The organism is Marinobacter sp. CH_CUG1437-1 (assembly GCF_037029655.1).
Taxonomy (GTDB): domain Bacteria; phylum Pseudomonadota; class Gammaproteobacteria; order Pseudomonadales; family Oleiphilaceae; genus Marinobacter; species Marinobacter salsuginis.
The window spans coordinates 513,767-533,376 of sequence record NZ_JAYMEW010000001.1 but is presented as its reverse complement, the minus strand read 5'-3'; the positions used below and the strand labels follow the sequence as shown (position 1 = coordinate 533,376).

Genomic DNA, 19,610 nt, shown 5'->3' with positions numbered 1-19,610 from the left:
GGTTACCCCGTTTCTTACGGCTACGGGCTCACGTTCAGACCACTGGCTTACTGATCGTTAAGGTATTCATCCTTGAGGCGGACGTAATTGGCAGCGGTGTATTTAAAGAACCCCCGCTCCTTCTCGGTCAGCGCCCGGGCTTTCTTACAGGGTGATCCCACATAAAGGTGCCCGGATTCCAGGGTCTTGCCCGGCGGCACCAGACAGCCCGCTGCAACAATCACCTCGTCCTCCACCACGGCACCATCCATAATGATGCAGCCCATGCCTACCAGGACCCGGCTGCCAATGGTGCAGCCATGCAGCAGCGCCTTGTGACCCACCGTCACATCGTCGCCCAGGGTGAGCGGATAACCACCGGGATTGTAGTCACTGGCGTGAGTAATATGCAGAACCGACCCATCCTGGATGCTGCACCGGTGCCCAATGCGGATCTTGTGCATATCGCCACGCACCACGGTCATCGGCCAGATGGAAACATCATCGCCGGTTTCCACATCGCCAATCACCACGGCACTTGGATCTACCCATGCCCGTTCCCCAAAATGTGGCGCGATACCCTTGTGTGAACGTATATTCGTCATTACATAGTACCTGTTGCTTTGAATGTTCAGGTGTACTCCGAGGCCCGAGGCAGCTGTGGGAGGGGCCTTTCCAAAACTGTCTCTCGCCATGGATGGCGAGAGCCAAGCGTCACATGGACGTGCCGCAAGGAGCGTGTTTTGGAAAGGCCTCTCCCACAGATGCCAGCCCCAAAACCTGAATAAACCAAACTACCCAAGATTCGACTAGCTGAGAAGGGGACCTATGAATAACCCGTTACTGACTGACGACCTGTTGCCGAAGTTCGACCATGTTCGCACCGAGCACATGGAAACGGCAATCGACCAGATTCTCAGTGAAAACCGGATGAAAATCAGCCAGCTTGCCGAGCAGGAAGATCCCACCTGGGAGACCCTGGCACAGCCCATGCAGGCGCTGGACGACAAACTGAGCAATGCCTGGTCCGTTATTTCCCACCTCAACGGTGTGATGAACAACGACGAGCTGCGCAAGGTTTACAAGAACTGCCTCGAAAAGCTCACCGAGTACAGCACCGAGGTGAGCCAGAACGCAGCCCTCTGCAACGCCTGGAAGAAGCTTGCCGAACGGGACGATTTCAAGGACCTGAACGAAGCCCAGCGTAAGGCCGTGGAAAACACCTTGCGGGATTTCCACCTCGGCGGTGTCGACCTTCCGGAAGACAAGAAAAAGCAGTATGCCGACTTGTCCCGGGAGCTGTCCGAGCTGTCCAACAAGTTCAGCGACAACGTCCTGGATGCCACCCAGCACTGGTATAAGCAGATCACTGACGTGGATGAACTGGCTGGCGTCCCCGAGACTGCCATCGAAAGCGCCAAGCAGACCGCCCGCCAGAAAGAGCTGGATGGCTATGTGATCACCCTGGACTTCCCCAGCTTTTACCCTGTGATGACCTACTGCGACAACCGGGAACTGCGCCGCGAAGTCTACGAGGCCTTTGTAACCCGTGCCTCTGACCAGGGCCCGGATGCCGGCCAGTGGGACAACACCCCGGTGATGGCGGAAATCCTCAAGCGCCGCCACGCCCAGGCCAAACTGCTCGGCTTCGACAACTACGCCGAGCGCTCCCTGGCCACCAAGATGGCCCGCAGCAGCGATGAGGTGCTGGGCTTCCTGAACCAGCTGGCGGCCAAGTCCAAGCCCCAGGCCGAGAAAGAGTTTGCCGAGCTCAAAGCCTTTGCCAAGGACGAGTACGGCGTGGAAGACCTGCAGGCGTGGGACATCGGCTATTACAGCGAAAAGCTGCGCCAGAAGCGCTACGACATCTCCCCGGAAACCCTGCGCCCCTGGTTCCCGGTGAACAAGGTAGTGCCCGGCCTGTTCCGGGTGGCAGAGAAGCTCTTCGACGTACAGATCGAAGCGAAACCGGAAGTAGAAACCTGGCACGAGGACGCGACTGCCTACTGCATCAGTCGCGACGGCGAGCCCCTGGCCTGGTTCTATCTCGACCTCTATGCCCGTCAGGGCAAGCGTGGCGGCGCCTGGATGGCGGACTGCCGGGTGCGCTGGCGCAACCTCCGTGGCCAGCTCCAGCTGCCGGTAGCCTTCCTGACCTGTAACTTCACCCCGCCGGTGAACGGCAAGCCGTCGCTGCTGACCCACGACGAAGTGACCACCCTGTTCCACGAATTCGGCCATGGCCTGCACCACATGCTGACCCAGGTGGATGTGCTGGATGTCTCCGGCATCAACGGCGTGGCCTGGGATGCCGTCGAGCTGCCCAGCCAGTTCCTGGAAAACTGGTGCTGGAACCCGGAATCCCTGGCCCTGATCGCCTCGCACCACGAAACCGGCGAACCGCTGCCAGAAGACCTGCTCCAGAAACTGCTGGCGGCCAAGAACTTCCAGTCTGGCATGGGCATGGTGCGCCAGCTCGAGTTCTCCCTGTTCGACTTCCGACTGCACGCGGAATTTACCGACGAGGCGCCGACCAACCCGCTGGACATGCACCGGAAGGTTCGCAGCGAGATCGCCGTGGTGGAAGCACCGGAATTCAACCGCTTCCCGAACGCCTTCTCGCACATCTTTGCCGGCGGCTATGCGGCTGGTTACTACAGCTACAAGTGGGCGGAAGTACTGGCCGCCGATGCCTTCTCCCTGTTCGAGGAAAAAGGCATCTTCGACCCCGAAACCGGCAAGGCCTTCCTCCACAATATCCTGGAGAAAGGCGGCTCACAGGAGCCCATGGAACTGTTCAAGGCCTTCCGGGGTCGAGAACCGCAGGTGGATGCGCTGCTGAAACAAACCGGCATCACGGACGAAGCTGCCTGACCCAATCTGAGCCGGCAGTCGTAATGGCTGCCGGATGTTTTATCGGGAGTTTTACTATGGCGAGTCCAAAACGCTTTATCGCCGGCGCCGTCTGTCCCCGCTGCGCGGAGATGGACAAGATCATGATGTACACCACCGACGACGATGAGCAGATTCGCGAATGCGTCGCCTGTGGCTTCACCGATGCTATGTCGGACTCCGAGCAACCGACCAATCCGGAACTCGAAACGCGGGTGAACAAGCGCAAGAACGAGGACGATCACACGGTCAAGCAGGTCGTGTTCTTCAAGTCTTCGGCCGACGACGAGTAAGCTGTTCTTCCTAGCCTGCAGGTTTGCGGGCGGAGAGGCCATGGGAATGCTTTTCTTCTGGGGAAAAGCAACTCGCTTCGCTCAGACATCTTTTCCCCGCCAGAAAAGCACACCCACACCCTCTCTACCTGACTCAAGAGATATTTCTTTAGGACAAGGTCTTTTCAGCGATATCCGTGAGTTCTTATGTGAGGGGGCCGGATTATTTTTCCCGCCGGAAATTGATGTCTGAGCGCAGCGAGTTGCCATTTCCAAGGGAAAAATAATCCGGCCCCCTCGCAACTCCCCTCAACACGAAGGCTACAAAGCCACCTCCGAACTCAAAGAACCATAGCCGCCAACCACCCAAAGCCAAGCAATGGCAGATTGTAGTGCAGGAACGTCGGCACCACGGTATCCCAGATGTGGTTGTGCTGGCCGTCGGCGTTCAGGCCGGCGGTGGGGCCGAGGGTGGAGTCGGAGGCCGGGGAGCCGGCATCTCCCAGGGCGCCGGCGGTGCCGACCAGCGCCACGATGGCCAGCGGGCTGAAGCCGAGTTGCAGGGCCAGCGGCACGTACAGGGCCGCGATGATGGGGATGGTGGAGAAGGACGAGCCGATACCCATGGTGATCAGCAGACCTACCACCAGCATCAGCAGTGCGGCCATCGCCTTGTTCTCACCAATTACGCCCACGGAGCTGTCCACCAGGCTGGCGATTTCTCCGGTTTCCCGCATCACCTCGGCAAAACCTGACGCGGCAATCATGATGAAGCCGATCATGGCCAGCATTTTCATGCCCTCGGTGAACAGGTCATCGGCCTCTTTCCAACGCACCACCCCGGACAGGTTGAACAGCACGAAACCCGCCAGCGCGCCAAGGATCATCGACCCGAGCCAGAGCTGCACCACGAAGGCGGTGACGATGGCGACCAGGGCCATCACAAGGGTCCGAGGGCTGTAGCTGGTGTCTACCCGTTCGGCCTTGGTGATGGTTTCCAGGTTATAGGAGCGGCCACCGCGGTAGCTGAAAAAGACGGCAATCAGCAAACCGAAGAGCATGCCTAGTGCCGGCAGCGCCATGGCTTTCATGACGCTCAGGCCGGAGGCGTCGACACCGTTGGCGTTGATCTTGGCGATCAGGATTTCGTTCAGGTAGATGCCGCCAAAGCCGACGGGCAGGAACATGTAGGGGGTGATCAGGCCGAAGGTCAGCACGCAGGCCACCAGGCGGCGGTCCATGTTCAATTTTGCCATCACGTACAATAGCGGCGGTACGACCAAGGGTATGAAGGCAATGTGAATCGGCAGGATGTTCTGGGACGAGATGGCAATGGCCAGCAGCAGGCCGATGATCAGAAAGCGCATGCCATTCACGGCGGCGCCTTCTTCCTGCCGTCCGACCAGTGCCAGGGCCCTGTCGGCCAGGGCGTGGGCCAGGCCGGATTTGCCGATGGCAACGGCAAAGGCACCGAGAGTCGCGTAGGACAGAGCCACGGTGGCACCGCCGCCCAGGCCATTATTGAAGGCTTCGATGGTGGCTTCCAGGGACATTCCGGCAATCAGGCCGCCGGATACGGCGCCGATGATCAGGGCAACAACAACGTGAATGCGGCACAAACTCAGGACGAGCATGATGGCAACCGCAGCTACAACGGCATTCATGGCAAAACTCCGGGTAGGAATTAATGGTTATCCCGGCCCCTTGTGGGGGCCGGCATCATGAAAAGCGCGGTAATGTGCAGGAAATGATCGCGGTAGTCAAAACGGTTGTGTAACCGTCAGGCTTCGTCGAGGCGGGCAAATCGGGGTACCTGCTCGCCGGCTACTTCCACGGTTTCGCGGAACATGGTCAGTGGGCGCACCCAGAGGCTGTAATCGCCGTACAGACAGCGATACACCACCATCTGCTCTTCGGTTTCACTGTGTCGGGCAACGCCAAGGACTTCATAATCCTTGCCCTTGTAGTGTCGGTATTTGCCGGAACGAATACTGTGTTTTTGAGTGTTCATGGAATGACTCAAGGGTAGTGGCCGATTAATTGATTCAGAACCTGACGAAAAGACTCCCGGAGGTCTATACTCCAACCCGTGGCACAGAAGTATGTGGAGCCTTCGTCCAGCCTGCCTCCAGTGTAATCGAAGCTTTTGAGCGCGCAAATCGGAACTTGCTATGAGTCGAACCGCTAGCTATTCAGTCCGGGCCCAGGCGGTTGTATTGATGCTGTTTTTGGCTGCACAAGTCAGTGCAAGCGGCTATGACGTCCGATGGTTCAAGGATGATACCCGTCGCATGAGTCTGGAGGACATTCGGTCGCTGTCTCCCACCGCTTGGCAGAGTTATCCGAATTCGGGGACGCTGAATTTCGGATTCTCTGAAGGCGCCGCATGGCTGCGGGTCGTCGTCCCTCTTCCGCCGGTCAGGGGTGATGATGTTCTGGCCATTCGCTATCCCCTGCTTGATCGGTTGTCAGTATACTGGTTCCGCGGGAACGCGCTGATCGAACGTCATGAAACCGGTGATAGTCGGCCTTTTGCCACCCGCCCAATCCTGCATCGCCATTTTATGTTTCCCGTGCCCGCCGGAACCCAGGGCCTCGTGGCCTACCTTCGGGTGCAAACCGACGGGTCGCTGCAGATCCCGATACGTATATTGCCAGCGGCCGAGTCCTTCGAGTCAGAAGTAAAGGCTTACGGCTGGCACGCGATTTTTGCGGGCATCATTGTCTCAATGTCGCTGTACAACCTGTTTGTATTTTTCATGGTGCGGCAACGCGCTTATCTCTGGTACGTCGTTGCGGTTGCCACGGCGGGCCTTGCCCAGCTGCATTTCCAGGGCCTTCTGTTTCAGTGGCTCTGGCCGGATCGACCGGGCTGGAACAACAACTTTACCGTGTCAGTGCTGTCGTTAACCCTGATGGCTTCGATGCTGTTTACCCTGAATTTCCTCGCTGTCCACCGACACAGTCGAAAGGGGTACCGCTTGCTCCAGATACTGTTCGGCGCGGCTCTGTTCTGTCTGCTCTATGGTCTGTTTGGTTCCTATCAGGTCAGTATAACCCTGATTGCGGTGGTCTCGGCATTGGCGACGCCGGCGGCCTGGCTCATTGGCATCATGGTCTGGCGTAAGGGCCAGGCCCAGGCTGGATTCTATGTTCTGGCCTGGACCCCGCTATTGCTCGGCTATCTTCTGTTGGCCCTGAGCAAGCTCGGCTACCTGCCCCGTACTTCTCTTACTGAAACGGCTGCCCAGATCGGTGTCGCTCTGGAAGTTATTCTGCTGTCTTTTGCACTGGCTTACCGGATTAACCTGGAGCGGCAGAAGCGCCTTGAAGCTCAGAAGCGGGCCCTGTTGATGGAGCGCAAGGCCAACGTGACCCTGGAGAAGCGGGTTCAGGAGCGCACCGACGAACTGGAAAGGGCCAACGAGCAGCTAAAGGCCATCAGTCTCACAGATGGGCTGACCCGCATCGCCAACCGTCGCAGGTTTGATGAGAAACTTGAGGATGAGTGGAAACGGGCCCAGCGACACGGCCATCCGGTGAGTCTGTTAATGCTGGATATCGATCATTTCAAGCGGGTAAATGATGAACTGGGCCACCTGGTCGGCGACGATTGTCTGACTGAGGTGGCCGCCCTGTGTGCTGCCGAGGTCCAGCGATCCGGGGATCTGCTGGCCCGCTACGGCGGTGAGGAATTCAGCATTCTGCTACCGGCCACCCCGGAAGAGGGAGCGGTTCGGGTTGCCGAGCGAGTGCGTCAGGCGGTGGCCCGTTCGCCGGTGCACTCAGGTGAACGGGTAGCTCCGGTCAACCTTACCATCAGCGTGGGCGTTGCCTGCCTGGTGCCAGACCCCGGCATGGAGCCCCAAGAGCTGATCCGTCAGGCCGATGAGGCGCTGTACGCAGCCAAGGAGTCCGGCCGCAACCGGGTCATGGTAGCCAGGGACTTCAGGGCCGCGACTGTGCCCGGCACCTGACGTCCCTTCGGATACTCAGTTCTTGAGCTTGTACCGGCCCGGCCCAAGGAAGATCACTGCCACCGCCGTGAACAGGAAGAAACCCTGTAGTTCAAGCGCCCATCCGCCGCTGCGCCCAAGGCTGAGGAGCTCGTTGCCATGGACCAGGATGATGGCGAACAGCACGTTGAAAATAATCAGCAACGCACCGATCCGGGTCTGATAGCCAAGAATGACCATCAGGGGCGCAATGATTTCGCCCACGTACACACCGTAGGCCAGGAAGGTCGGCAGGCCATGGCTGGCCAGCTCGCCTTCTATGAAGCCGACGCCGTTCAGCAGCTTGGCTATGCCATGGAACAGCATCAGGCCGCCCAGCGTCAGGCGGACAATCAGTTTTCCCAGATCAGCGTTTTCGAGCAAGGTGGGGTTCTCCGTTCTATAGATTGCGAATGTCAGGGTACAGCGGCAGCAGCCGTTTGATCAGCCGGTTCTGGGCGCCGGTGGGTATGTCGTTCTCTTCCATCGCCAGTATCAGGTTTTCCGCCAGGGCATTGAACTGGGTGTCGGTGATGGCCATGTCGGAATGCAGCTCCCGCATCTCCCGACCGGTATAGCTGCAGGGGCCGCCACTGAGCTCGCACAGCTGATCCGTCAGGTTGTGGTGGAACTGGGCGACATCCATGCCCTTGAACTGCTGGTTGATGCGATCGTCCTCGACAATCAGATACAGCAGGTCTTCCACCACGTCGGCAATGCCTTCTCGTTCACCGAGTTGCTGATACAGGGAGGCATCGGCTTGGCCGCTCATACTCTGGCAGCCAACCAGAACCATTGTCATCCCCAGCAGCAGGGGGGCAATCAAGCGCTTGGGGTTCAGGTTTGTCATGATCAAAAGCTCCCCTGCAGCGAGAGATAAAGACCTTGCTGGTCCTCCAGTGTGGCGACGTCACCCAGGTTGACCAAGGCTCCGGTGACCGCCAGGCGCCGGTCCGGCACCCAGGCTACGAACAGGTCCCACCAGTCATCCTCGGTGGCAAAGCCCAGATTGTCCGGCTTTTGCCGGTACTCCGCACCCACCAGCCACTGACGGTTCAGGAACAGTCCTACGCTGCCCTCCATCACCAGTTCGTGGCTGTTATTCCGGTCACCGCCAAAACCCAGAAGGCCGCCCTGGTTGGCCCGGGTTGCCCGGGTGGTCAGATTAACCAACAGGTTCCTCTCCATCACCGCCGCGAAGAACAGCTTGCTGCCGCTGACATACACATCGGTGCCACTGTCATCCCGGGCGCCGATGGCAGAAGGCACGGTGAAATCCCGTTGGCGCTTGTACTGAATGCCGGCAGACCATTGGCCCCAGGGAGTGTAAAGGACATCACCGGCGAGCCGAACCTTGGCGCCGAAAATGTCCTGATTCAGTTCGTCCTGCTCCAGTCCGAAGCCGTCTTTGAGGGTAAACACCAGGCTGTCCAGATCCAGGGTCTGCCGTGCCACGGTGATTTCCAGACGGTTGTTCCAGTTCAGTCCCGCGCCGGTGACCGAGAGCGAGTAATCGTCCACTTCGGCCCGGCTGAGCGCCAGCGTGCCGCCCCACTCTTCATCGCTGGCGTAACTTCCCAGAAGGGCCCAGGGGACCAGGCCACCACCGGCAGTGCCTTCAATGGTAGTGACACCTCCGGTCGCCCAGATCCGGCTGCCGATGTCGGCCACGGCGGTCTGGGCTACCAGAAGCGCCAGGGTCACAGTTATGAAGGGTCTGGCTGTCATTCTGAATACTCCGGGTTGCGGTGGGTCAGTTCCCGTTCTCGGGCGGCCAGGGAGCGGGCAGTCTCTGGCAAATCCTCGGGGGCTACCGGCCGGCTCAGGTAGAAGCCCTGGCCCAGATTGCAGCCCCAGTGTTGCAATAGCCGCCAGGCCTCCAGATTCTCGATGCCCTCGGCGACGACCTTTAGCCCAAGGCCGTGGGCCATATCGATGGTGGAGCGCACGATGAGTTGGTCCTGGGGCTCGGAATCGAGTTTCAAGACGAAGGACTTGTCGATTTTCAGCTCCTGTACAGGCAGTTTGCGCAGTTGGGACAGCGAGGAATAGCCGGTGCCGAAGTCATCTACCGACAAGGTCACGCCCAGCTCACGGAGCCGGTTCAGGGTCGCCATGGCCTCTTCCGGATCTTCCATCAGGGCGCTCTCGGTGACTTCCAGGGTGATCCGCGCCAGATCGTGGTGCCAGTCCTTGAAGGTATCGCGGATGTATTGGATCAGGGCAGGCCAGGTCAGGTCCATGGCGGACAGGTTGATGGCCACACCCGCGTCAACACCCTGGTTATGCCATTGCCGCGCATCGCTGGCCACCCGTTGAAGGATATGGGCTGTCAGATCATGAATCTGCCCGGATTGCTCGGCGAGGAAGATGAACTCCTCCGGGGATATGAATCCGAGCTCCGGGTGAATCCACCGCACCAGGGCCTCTACCTGAACCAGCTCGCCGGTCTGGCTGTCGAGTTTCGGCTGATAGTTCATATGCAACCCGTTATTCAGGATTGCCGCGTGCAGATCGGTGATCAGCTTCAGTTCCCGGAGATGGCTTTCATCCTGGCCGGGCTTGTAGCGGGTGAAGGCATCGGGGTGGGCCTCGGCCTGCTCGAAGGTAAGATTGAGCCTGCGACGCAGGGCATCGGTATCCGAGGCATCTTCCGGCAGTTCCATGGTGACTATGGTGACCCTGAGGGAGAAGGGGGTCTGGTCCACCTGCAGAGGGGATTCAACCAGCTCGTGCAGTTGTCGGATTCGGTGACTGCTTTGCTCCTGGGGCAGTTGGGGAATTAGGGCCAGGAACTCACCGCCCCCGGTACGGGCGACGATACGCGCGTCTGGAAGCTCTTCCTGCAGGCGCCTGGCGATGCCAATAAGGACTTTGTCGCCGAATTCGAGGCCCAGGGTATCGTTTATGTCGGAGAGGTCGTTCAGCCGTATACCTACCAGCGTGCCCCGTTCACCCTGCTCAAAAAGCCTGGCGGCGTCTTGCATCAGGGCGTTTCGGTTTTTAAGCCCGGTGACATCATCATGGGTCGCCGCATACCGGATCTGGGCTTCCCGTTCCCGAAGACCGGACAGCATGTCCCTCAGGGCGTTCCGGAGCTGGGTCAGTTCGCCGCCGGCCCGGATGGCTGGTGCCTGGGGCGTATTGCCCTCACCGATGGCCCGCGCGTAGCTTGCCAGTTGCAACACCGGACGACCCAGATTCCGGGCAATAACCAGGGCAAGCAGGATGGCAAAAACAAGGATGGCGCTCACCAACAGGGCGATTTCCACGGCCCGCCGGTAATAATTCTGGAGCGTTGCATCGCGACTGATCAGCAGCACGGCCTGGATGGCTGCAGGTTCCGAGTCGCCAAGGTTGATGATGCGGGTGAAATAGCCAGCACTTTCGATGAACCTGGCGTTGCCAGGTGCCCCTTTGAGCTCTTGTTCTAGATTGTCGTCGATGCGGGTGGTCGCGGCAAAGCTGCTCAGGCCCTCTGTTTGATCGGATCGCGCCCGGAAAATCACCGAGGTCCCACTGAGACGGGCGATCACTTCCGCGAGGGATTGGTCCAGGGCAAAACCGGTGACCAGCCAGGCCCGAAGGCCTGGTGCCTCAATCGGGGTTATAAGAACCTCAAAGCCCATGCCGTCGATAGCGCGCAATGACCGGGTAAACCCGTTGCGCCGAGTATTGGCTAGCTGTTCGGATGTGATTTCAGGGAACGGGCGCTGTAAGGTCGAGGCCAGGGGCTGCCCCTGACTGTCCAGCAGGAGCGCGAAGTCGGCACCTACCCTTCGGCTGTGGTTCTCAAGAGCGCTGTCGATGGTGGCCGGGTCGCGGCTGGCAATGGCGGAGCGAAAGCCGAAATCCTGAACCACGACGCTGAGCCGGGACAGTTCCAGTTCGGTGCGCCGGTCAATGACTTCGTTGGTCAGCCGCTCACCGATGGCCAGTTGCTCCAGGGCCCGGCTTTTTTCATCCTCGAACAGGTACACCATCAGCAGGGCCACGATCACCAGACTGACCAGGGCCACCAGTGAAATCATGGCGGCAATCAGTCGGCCGCGGAATCCGAGACGAGACGCCAAACCCATCAAAGCTCCCGAAAGCGCTGCTGGAGTCGGTCCAGCGAACCTTCTGCGGCAGGCTCAGGTTCGAGGTTGAGCGTTACGATTGCTGACTCATCGCCAGCCTCGATTTCACGGGTGACCGGGCGGGTGTTGTCCGGCAGTCGTGGGTGCCAGATCTCCAGTGTCACCTTCTCAGGGCTGCCTTCGGTACCCTGCGACTCGATGGACAGGGTGACCTGGCCGGAGGCATCCGTCTGGCCGGTCGCGGCGGTATCAGTAACCACCACAAACCCTTGCATGTGATCGTGAATGTTGCAGCCCAGCTCAACGATGCCTGGTTTATCGAACACGATCGGAGCCGCCGGGCGGTCGGCGTAGAGTTCAATGTTGAAGGTTTTTGCCGGCGAGAAGGAGTAAACGTGGTGCTGGGTATTGTCGCGATTCGGGAAATCCACGCTGGAGCCAACGGGAACCACCAGCACATGAGGATGGAAGGCACGATCCTTCTGATAGATTTCGGCAGAAACCGGGGTGCCCTGACGGCCGCTGTCCACGGAAACCACGGCATTGGCCACGGGCTCGGTGCTGCCATCCAGGGTAACGGTTACAGACAACTCGTAGGCGTTGGCTGTCACTGCCATGGCAGACATCAAAAGGCCCGCCAGTACTGCAATCGCTGATACTCTCATTAATCCTCTGAACCTGTCAGGCCAGACCGGAACCGAGGGAAAATCGAATGTGGTTCCTTACCAGCAGATTTTCCCAGTAATGCCGCATCCAGTCCCAGGCGGCGTTGTTCACCTGCTCGACAAACGGGTCGAGGTTCAGTTCGTAATAGTCCGGCGTGCCTGCTATCTGCAACACGGTTACGGTGATGGAGTCGTCCAACTCATTGGCAAAGGGCTCGCCGATCAGCTGATGAGCCAGAAGGTTAGCACGAGTGGCTTCTATATCCACGATTTCACTGGCCCGGGTACACCGGTTATTTTCGTACATTTCTTCCATCAGCCTGTGGCACAGGTAGGCGCGAATCAGCAGGCCATCAAGGCCGTCATAGCGCACCAGAAGCGCCGACGGCTGGGTGAAATAGCGGATGGCGGCGTTCACGAATGGCTCAAACAGATCGGCTTTCCCCGCCTCACGGGCGCAGGCTTCGACGCACTCAATCAGCCTCGGCGCCATTTCAATGTATTCGACCACAAACTGGAACAGGCAGGTGGCAGGCTGGTAACCCTCGATGGTAACGGCAGACGGCAACACAGCAACCTTTTCATGAAGCTGCCGGAGGAAGGTTCCGGAGCGGGCTTCCTTGCGTCGCGCCTGGTCAATAATCTCTAGGACTACCTGTGGTGTCATTTCAGGAGAAGCCGATGTCTGAACGAATTGAGGTCGCAAGGCGCCTCCCGTTGTTAGCAACTGATAGCAACGAGTTCCCGGGCAGGAGAGGAGGGCTGGCTACCACATCTTGCCTGCCTGTTCAGACAAGTGTAGCCGAGATTTTTCCAACTGCTTTTATGCCATGGTGTAAATAGTGAGCCGTAATGTTACAGATTGAATCCGGGTCACTGGCTCTGGAACCACCGGCCATGACGCGTGTGGGACCAGCAGAGCCACCCCATACTCACGGCCCGTGCAATCATCAGGGAGATCAGTGCGAACCAGAGCCCGTGATTGCCCCAGCCTGTGGTCAGCCACCAGACCGGCGCGAAAACGGCGAGGGCGGAAAACAGCATGGTGTTCTGCATGTCCCGGGTCCGGGTTGCCCCGATAAACACGCCGTCCAGAAGAAAACTCCAGACTGCGGCAAACGGTAGCAGCCAGAGCCAGGGCAGGAAGCGCCAGGCGGTGGCCCTGACCTCTTCGATACCGGTAAGCAGCGAGATCAGCCAGTGCCCTCCGGCGACAAAAACAATGGTCAGTAGCAGGGCGCCCCAGAGTGACCATCTCAGGGCACTGCGGAAGACCACCCGGAACCGGCGCCGGCTGCCTTTGCCAATGGCTTCACCAATCAGCGCCTCGGCGGCATTGGCAAAACCGTCCAGGGCGTTGGAAATCAGCAACAGAAAAGTGATCAGAACTGCATTTGCCGCGAGGATGGTGTCTCCCTGTCGCGCGCCCTGGGCGGTAAAGAACGCCAGCACCAAAAGCAGGGCGATGGTACGAACCATGATGTAGCGGTTCACCCGGAGGATCTTCAGGTAATCCTCCAGCTTGCCAAACAAAGCCCGGGTGAGTGTCTGCCCCTCGGGCATCCGGCTCAGCACGATCAGGAATCCGATCGTGGCGGCACCGTACTCGGCAATCACCGTGGCGATGGCCACGCCTCTGCTGTTCCAGCCAAGCACGGTAACAAAGAGGATATCCAGCACGATGTTCAGGCCATTGGCGGCAATCAGCATGATCATGGGGCCCCGGGGAAACTGGGTGCCGATCAGCCAGCCAACCAGCGTGTACTGGCACAGAACGGCCGGCGCGCTCCAGATCCGGATAGCTGCATACTCGGCTGCCAGCTCGGTAACGCCCTGACTGGGATTCATCAAGGTCAGCCCGGTCTGGATCAGTGGCTGGTGACACAGAATCAGCAGCACGCCAATACCCGTTGCCAGCAGCACCGAGCGCAGCAGTAATGCCACCTGGCTGAAGCTGTCGCGCTTGCCCCATGCCTGGGCCGCCAGGCCGGTCGTGCCCATCCGCATGAAGCCAAAGGTCCAGTACAGGATACTGAACAGATTGGCACCAACGGCCACGGCGCCCAGGTATTCGGGACTTTCCAGATGTCCGAGCACGGCAGTATCCACCAGCCCCAGTAGAGGAACGGTGAGGTTGGTGAGCATCAGAGGCCATGCCAGAGCCCAAAGGCGTCGGTCGGTTGCCGGGAGGTGAAAAGTCATATTCTTTTTGATTCTTAAAATTCCGTGGTTAGCTTTTTTGGATTTAGCCGATTTTTTAGTCTTTTTTTGATCTGTGTCTATACTCGAATCTGAGGTATCCGTAAGCAGGCTTCCACTCTGGTTTTTCCGGTGTATGCGAGCGCCAGAGAGACCGGTGGGATAACGCAAAATCCGACAAGAATAACACTCTGTGGAGACACAGTATGCGCGTGCACGCTCAGCGGGCAGGTGCCCTTTTAGGCGGTCTGATGTTCCCCGCCTGGTCCATGGCGGACTGGACACTGAACATGACCCCGGGGGTGACCGGCACCAGTAATGAAATTTTCAGCCTTCACATGACCATACTCTGGATCTGCGTCGTCATTGGCGTCGTGGTCTTCGGAGTCATGTTCTGGTCTATATTTGCCCACCGAAAATCCCAGGGCGCCAAACCGGCGAACTTTCACGAGAACACCCTGGTAGAGATTCTCTGGACCATCATACCTTTTGTCATTCTGGTTGTTATGGCGATTCCTGCCACGGCAACCCTGGTCGATATGTATGACACCACCGAATCGGAGGTGGACATCAAGGTCACCGGCTACCAGTGGAAGTGGCAATACGAATACATCAATGAGGATTTTGGCTACTTCTCCAACCTTTCCACGCCACGGGAACAGATCGAGAACCGCCAGGCCAAAGGCGAGAATTACCTGCTGGAGGTGGATAACCCGCTGGTGATTCCGGTGGGCAAGAAGGTCCGCTTCTTGCTGACGGCCAACGATGTCATCCACTCCTGGTGGGTGCCGGATTTCGGCGTCAAGAAGGATGCCATTCCCGGCTTTATCAACGAGACCTGGACCCGTGTGGACGAGCCCGGTATCTATCGCGGTCAGTGCACCGAACTCTGCGGCAAGGATCATGGCTTCATGCCGGTGGTTGTCGAGGCGGTTCCCGAGGAGGAATACAACGCCTGGGTCGCCGAGAAGAAAGAGGCCGCGGAGCGTGAACGCCAGTTGACCCAGAAAGACTGGACCATGGCCGAGTTGATGGAGCGCGGCGAGAAAGCCTACCAGACCGCCTGCGCCGCCTGTCACCAGGCAGATGGCAGCGGTGCACCCCCGGCCTTCCCGGCGCTTAAAGGCAGCCAGGTAGTGTTGGAAGACATGGCCGCCCACATCGACATTGTGGTTAACGGTGTCTCCGGAACGGCCATGCAGGCCTTCGGTGGCCAACTCAGTGAAGTGGACCTCGCCGCGGTGATTACCTACGAGCGCAATGCCTGGGGTAACAACACCGGTGAAATGGTCACTCCGAAAGAAATTTTTGATTACAAGAACCAGCAGTAATCAACGCCAGATAACAGATATCACCAGCCACAATAAATGGCGGTAACGGGGGTTTTCATGAGTGCGGTTGCAGATACCCACGCCCAGGATCATCATCACGGCCCGGCCAAAGGCATCAGCCGCTGGCTGCTGACCACGAACCACAAGGATATCGGGACCATGTACCTGATATTCAGTTTCGCCATGTTCCTTCTGGGCGGAACCATGGCCATGGTCATTCGGGCAGAGCTGTTCCAGCCCGGCCTGCAGATTGTGCAGCCCGAGTTCTTCAACCAGATGACCACCATGCATGGCCTGATCATGGTCTTCGGTGCGGTCATGCCGGCCTTTGTCGGCCTGGCCAACTGGATGTTGCCTCTGATGATCGGGGCACCCGACATGGCGCTGCCACGGATGAACAACTGGAGCTTCTGGCTGCTGCCCTGTGCCTTCCTGATCCTGGTCTCCACGCTGTTCATGGAAGGTGGCGCGCCGAACTTCGGCTGGACCTTTTACGCGCCCCTGTCGACGACCTACGGGCCGCCGAGTACCACCTTCTTCATCTTCGCCGTCCACATCATGGGTATCTCCTCGATCATGGGCGCCATCAACGTGATCGCCACCATCCTGAACCTGCGGGCACCGGGCATGACCCTGATGAAGATGCCCCTGTTCGTCTGGACCTGGCTGATCACGGCGTTCCTGCTGATTGCGGTGATGCCGGTACTGGCCGGGGTGGTCACCATGATGCTGATGGACATCAACTTCGGCACCAGCTTCTTTGACGCCTCTGGCGGTGGTGATCCGGTGCTGTTCCAGCATGTGTTCTGGTTCTTCGGGCATCCCGAGGTGTACATCATGATCCTGCCGGCATTCGGGGCGGTGTCCCATATTATTCCGGCGTTCTCGCGCAAACCGCTGTTTGGCTATGCCTCCATGGTCTATGCGGTGGGTGCAATCGCCCTGCTTTCCTTCGTGGTCTGGGCGCACCATATGTTCACCGTGGGCATTCCCATCGTTGGCCAGCTGTTCTTCATGTACGCCACCATGCTGATTGCGGTACCCACCGGGGTGAAGGTGTTCAACTGGGTGGCCACCATGTTCCGGGGTTCCCTCACCTTCGAAGCGCCAATGCTGTTTGCGGTGGCGTTCGTGATCCTGTTCACCATCGGTGGTTTCTCTGGCCTGATGCTGGCCATTGCGCCGGCTGACTTCCAGTACCACGATACCTACTTCGTGGTTGCCCACTTCCACTATGTGCTGGTGCCGGGCGCCATCTTCGGGATCTTCGCTTCCGCCTACTTCTGGCTGCCCAAATGGACCGGCCATATGTATGACGAAACCCTGGCCAAGACCCATTTCTGGCTCTCGTTTATCGGTATGAACCTGGCGTTCTTCCCGATGCACTTCCTGGGCCTGGCCGGCATGCCGCGACGGATTCCGGACTATGCCCTTCAGTTTGCGGACTTCAATATGGTTTCCAGTGTTGGCGCGTTCATGTTCGGCGCGACTCAGCTGTTGTTCCTGCTGATTGTGGTCAAGTGCATCAAGGGTGGCAAAGAGGCTGCGGCCAAGCCATGGGATGGTGCTGAAGGTTTGGAGTGGACCGTGCCTTCGCCGGCGCCTTACCACACCTTCTCGACACCACCGGAAGTGAAGTAACCGGAGGCCGGTGCCATGTCGAACCAGCAGGCAAATAATGCAGGCTCTTCCCGTAGCACCAACCGGGTTGTCGGTTGGTGCCTGGCCGGGGTGGTTGGCATGTTTGCCTTCGGCTTTGCCATGGTGCCGCTCTACGACGTGTTCTGCGAGATTACCGGGATCAACGGCAAGACCGGTGGCCGGTACGAGTCCACCGAGGTGGCCGAAGCGGACATGACCCGCACGGTGAAAGTCCAGTTTCTGGCCTCCAATGGTCCGGGAATGACCTGGAAGTTTCGACCGGTTGTGCGTTCCGTGGAGGTACATCCCGGGGAGCCGACGACCGTGAACTTCTACGCCGAAAACCCGACAACCGAGGCCATGGTCGGGCAGGCGGTTCCGAGCCTTGCCCCGTCGGAAGGCACGTTGTACTTCCACAAGACCGAATGCTTCTGCTTCAACCAGCAACCGCTTGAAGCGGGTGAAAGCACCGAAATGCCGCTCATTTTCATCGTCGACAAGGACCTGCCCGAACACATCACCAAGCTTACGCTTTCATACACGCTGTATGACCAGGGCAAGCAGCCGGCGGTAACGCAAACTTCCCGGAAAGACACAACAACAAACGATAACGGATAAGCCATCGGAGACTGTCATGGCGGAAAACCAGACCTATTACGTTCCGGAACAAAGCAAGTGGCCCATCATCGCGACCGTTGGCCTCGGGGTGACCCTCTACGGGGTCGCCGCCATCATGGTCAACGGCAAGCAGGGCGAGAGCACGACCGGCGCCTGGATCATGTTCCTGATCGGCGCCCTGATCATGGCTTATATGCTGTTTGGCTGGTTCGGGAACGTCATTAAAGAAAGCCGCGCTGGGCTGTATAGCGAACAGATGGACCGCTCGTTCCGCTGGGGGATGAGTTGGTTCATCTTCTCGGAGGTGATGTTTTTCGCGGCGTTTTTCGGCGCCCTCTTCTACGTTCGCGTGTTTGTCGTGCCCTGGCTCGGCGGCGAGGGTGACAAAGGCAGTACCAACATGTTGTGGGAGGGGTTTTCCGCCAATTGGCCGCTGATCAACAACCCCAATCCGGAAGCTTACCCCGGCCCCAAGGAAGTGATCAGCGCCTGGGGTTTGCCGCTGATGAACACCATTTTGCTGGTCACCTCGTCATTCACGATTACGGTGGCTCACCATGCCCTGAAAGTGGGTAATCGGGCGAAAACCAAGCTCTGGCTGGCAATTACCATTGCTCTTGCACTGGTGTTCCTGTTCGTACAGGGCTATGAGTACATGCACGCCTATCAGGATCTGGACCTGACCCTCGCCTCCGGCATATATGGCAGCACCTTCTTTATGCTAACCGGGTTCCATGGTGCGCATGTAATGCTGGGTTCGTTGATGCTCATCATCATGCTTGTTCGCATCAACAAGGGGCACTTCACCGCCGAAAAGCATTTTGGCTTCGAGGCAGCGGCCTGGTACTGGCACTTCGTGGATGTTGTCTGGCTGGGCTTGTTCGTTTTCGTCTACATCATTTGAGGTTTGCGGGTCAGGGCGTCGGATTTAATGTCAGGGCGCCCTGCCACAGAGCGATCAGAATCACTGCCAGGAGCAGTATGCTAAGCGCGACCCGCACGGCAAGGGAGTTGACCACCCGATGGGTCTTGCCGCCATCCTTGATCAGAAAGAAAAGGCCGCTGAACAGGCTCACCACCACAGCAAGCATCAGGAAAACGATAAAGGCCTTGAGCATGAGAGTTCCTGTTTTTATTGGTGTTGTGAATGTACGGGGCGGAACAGGTTCCGGACTCGCTGAGGTCACTATAGCAGAGCATGTCTGATTCGCAGCGCACACACCGCCAATGGCACTTTGACTGGCGGTTGCTGGTGTTCAGCGGCGTATTTCTGCCTTTGCTGGTCAGCCTGGGTGTCTGGCAGCTGAACCGGGCCGAGGAAAAGCAGGTCCTGCTGGAGCAGTGGCAGCAGGAAGCAGAAAACCTGGCATGGCAGGACATGGTGTCCGGAGATCTGACCAGTGGCCGGCCAGTGTCCTTAACCGGCATGTACGGAAGCCGAAACTGGCTTCTGGACAACCGGACCCGGGAAGGAGCTCCCGGGTATGAGGTGCTTACAGAGTTTCGACCGCTTGAGGGGCCGCCGGTGGTCATCAATCGCGGTTGGGTACAGGCGCCGCGAACCCGGGCTGAGCTCCCGGACATCGCAACGCCCGAGGGCATTTTCACCCTGGAAGGGCGGATCAGCGATTACCCGGTACCTCCGGTGCTGGTGGACCAGCCGGCGGCCGAGGATCAATGGCCCCGGCGAGTGCAGAGTCTCTCCGAGCAGGCTGCGCGGCTGGAGATCCCGGAACTTCCCGACAGGATTGTGCGGCTTTCCGGGGAGGGCCAACCGGGCGCTTACCGCGCGGATTGGGAACCGGACCTGATGGGGCCGCAAACCCATTACGGATATGCCACGCAATGGTTTGCGCTGGCCGTGGCGCTGACTATATTGACGGTAGTGGCGAGCTATAGAAAGCGCGAGTTATCGAAAGACAGGAGCCAATAATGACAA

General features: G+C 58.8%; 20 protein-coding genes. 9 read left to right on the top strand and 11 right to left on the bottom strand.

What is annotated here, in order from left to right; translation table 11 throughout:
* Positions 1-47: 47 nt before the first annotated feature.
* Complete coding sequence (locus WA411_RS02475) at positions 48-584, bottom strand: gamma carbonic anhydrase family protein (protein ID WP_291904993.1); 537 nt, start codon at positions 582-584, stop codon at positions 48-50.
* 223 nt (positions 585-807) lie between these two features.
* Here WA411_RS02475 and prlC point away from each other — a divergent pair, with 223 nt between their 5' ends.
* Genes prlC through WA411_RS02460 form a run of 3 tightly spaced genes read left to right on the top strand, consistent with a single transcriptional unit; the run spans position 808 to position 3,396 of the window.
* Positions 808-2,853, top strand: coding sequence for an oligopeptidase A (gene prlC, locus WA411_RS02470; RefSeq protein WP_291904995.1), 2,046 nt, complete (start codon positions 808-810; stop codon positions 2,851-2,853).
* A gap of 56 nt (positions 2,854-2,909) precedes the next feature.
* Positions 2,910-3,164: a YheV family putative zinc ribbon protein gene (locus WA411_RS02465; RefSeq protein WP_291904997.1), complete on the top strand. Its 255-nt coding sequence runs from the start codon at positions 2,910-2,912 to the stop codon at positions 3,162-3,164.
* A 40-nt stretch (positions 3,165-3,204) separates the two neighbouring features.
* Positions 3,205-3,396 (top strand): hypothetical protein, encoded by a 192-nt coding sequence (locus tag WA411_RS02460; protein WP_136630981.1) that lies wholly within the window; start codon positions 3,205-3,207, stop codon positions 3,394-3,396.
* Between the two features lie 88 nt (positions 3,397-3,484).
* Here WA411_RS02460 and WA411_RS02455 read toward each other — a convergent pair whose 3' ends face one another.
* Positions 3,485-4,807: a Na+/H+ antiporter family protein gene (locus WA411_RS02455; protein WP_291905000.1), complete on the bottom strand. Its 1,323-nt coding sequence runs from the start codon at positions 4,805-4,807 to the stop codon at positions 3,485-3,487.
* A gap of 116 nt (positions 4,808-4,923) precedes the next feature.
* Positions 4,924-5,154: a DUF1653 domain-containing protein gene (locus tag WA411_RS02450; protein ID WP_291905003.1), complete on the bottom strand. Its 231-nt coding sequence runs from the start codon at positions 5,152-5,154 to the stop codon at positions 4,924-4,926.
* 160 nt (positions 5,155-5,314) lie between these two features.
* Between WA411_RS02450 and WA411_RS02445 the strand changes: the two genes are divergently transcribed.
* Positions 5,315-7,120: a sensor domain-containing diguanylate cyclase gene (locus tag WA411_RS02445; RefSeq protein WP_291905006.1), complete on the top strand. Its 1,806-nt coding sequence runs from the start codon at positions 5,315-5,317 to the stop codon at positions 7,118-7,120.
* Positions 7,121-7,135: 15 nt separating this feature from the next.
* Here WA411_RS02445 and WA411_RS02440 read toward each other — a convergent pair whose 3' ends face one another.
* The 7 genes from WA411_RS02440 to WA411_RS02410 form a co-directional block, all read right to left on the bottom strand.
* The gene (locus WA411_RS02440; protein ID WP_291905009.1) at positions 7,136-7,522 is read right to left on the bottom strand and encodes a DoxX family protein; all 387 of its coding nucleotides are present in this window, start codon (positions 7,520-7,522) and stop codon (positions 7,136-7,138) included.
* A 16-nt stretch (positions 7,523-7,538) separates the two neighbouring features.
* Positions 7,539-7,988 carry a group I truncated hemoglobin gene (locus tag WA411_RS02435; RefSeq protein ID WP_291905012.1) on the bottom strand — a complete coding sequence of 150 codons (450 nt, stop codon included), beginning with the start codon at positions 7,986-7,988 and terminating at the stop codon, positions 7,539-7,541.
* A gap of 2 nt (positions 7,989-7,990) precedes the next feature.
* On the bottom strand, positions 7,991-8,866 hold the full coding sequence (locus WA411_RS02430; protein WP_291905015.1) for a DUF3034 family protein: 876 nt from the start codon (positions 8,864-8,866) through the stop codon (positions 7,991-7,993).
* Complete coding sequence (locus tag WA411_RS02425; protein WP_291905017.1) at positions 8,863-11,217, bottom strand: putative bifunctional diguanylate cyclase/phosphodiesterase; 2,355 nt, start codon at positions 11,215-11,217, stop codon at positions 8,863-8,865. The genes WA411_RS02430 and WA411_RS02425 overlap by 4 nt, the downstream gene beginning before the upstream one ends.
* On the bottom strand, positions 11,217-11,882 hold the full coding sequence (locus WA411_RS02420; protein WP_291905018.1) for a methylamine utilization protein: 666 nt from the start codon (positions 11,880-11,882) through the stop codon (positions 11,217-11,219). Before WA411_RS02420 ends, WA411_RS02425 begins: the two co-directional genes overlap by 1 nt.
* A 16-nt stretch (positions 11,883-11,898) precedes the next feature.
* Positions 11,899-12,549 carry a hypothetical protein gene (locus WA411_RS02415; RefSeq protein WP_291905804.1) on the bottom strand — a complete coding sequence of 217 codons (651 nt, stop codon included), beginning with the start codon at positions 12,547-12,549 and terminating at the stop codon, positions 11,899-11,901.
* 206 nt (positions 12,550-12,755) lie between these two features.
* The gene (locus WA411_RS02410; protein WP_291905020.1) at positions 12,756-14,084 is read right to left on the bottom strand and encodes an MATE family efflux transporter; all 1,329 of its coding nucleotides are present in this window, start codon (positions 14,082-14,084) and stop codon (positions 12,756-12,758) included.
* A gap of 203 nt (positions 14,085-14,287) precedes the next feature.
* Between WA411_RS02410 and coxB the strand changes: the two genes are divergently transcribed.
* The 4 genes from coxB to WA411_RS02390 are packed head-to-tail and all read left to right on the top strand — an operon-like array spanning position 14,288 to position 18,575.
* The gene (gene coxB, locus WA411_RS02405) at positions 14,288-15,412 is read left to right on the top strand and encodes a cytochrome c oxidase subunit II (protein WP_153637109.1); all 1,125 of its coding nucleotides are present in this window, start codon (positions 14,288-14,290) and stop codon (positions 15,410-15,412) included.
* Between the two features lie 57 nt (positions 15,413-15,469).
* Positions 15,470-17,053 carry a cytochrome c oxidase subunit I gene (gene ctaD, locus WA411_RS02400; protein WP_069182467.1) on the top strand — a complete coding sequence of 528 codons (1,584 nt, stop codon included), beginning with the start codon at positions 15,470-15,472 and terminating at the stop codon, positions 17,051-17,053.
* A gap of 15 nt (positions 17,054-17,068) precedes the next feature.
* A complete protein-coding gene (locus WA411_RS02395) occupies positions 17,069-17,671 on the top strand; it encodes a cytochrome c oxidase assembly protein (RefSeq protein WP_153634174.1) in 603 nt (200 codons plus the stop codon).
* Between the two features lie 16 nt (positions 17,672-17,687).
* Positions 17,688-18,575, top strand: coding sequence for a cytochrome c oxidase subunit 3 (locus WA411_RS02390; protein WP_069182469.1), 888 nt, complete (start codon positions 17,688-17,690; stop codon positions 18,573-18,575).
* Positions 18,576-18,585: 10 nt separating this feature from the next.
* Here the strand turns inward: WA411_RS02390 and WA411_RS02385 are convergent, their stop codons facing one another.
* Positions 18,586-18,789: a twin transmembrane helix small protein gene (locus WA411_RS02385; RefSeq protein ID WP_069182470.1), complete on the bottom strand. Its 204-nt coding sequence runs from the start codon at positions 18,787-18,789 to the stop codon at positions 18,586-18,588.
* A gap of 80 nt (positions 18,790-18,869) precedes the next feature.
* On the opposite strand from WA411_RS02385, the gene WA411_RS02380 reads away from it, so the two are divergent.
* Positions 18,870-19,604, top strand: a complete 735-nt coding sequence (locus tag WA411_RS02380) for an SURF1 family protein (RefSeq protein ID WP_291905028.1) — start codon at positions 18,870-18,872, stop codon at positions 19,602-19,604.
* The last annotated feature ends 6 nt before the right edge of the window (positions 19,605-19,610 follow it).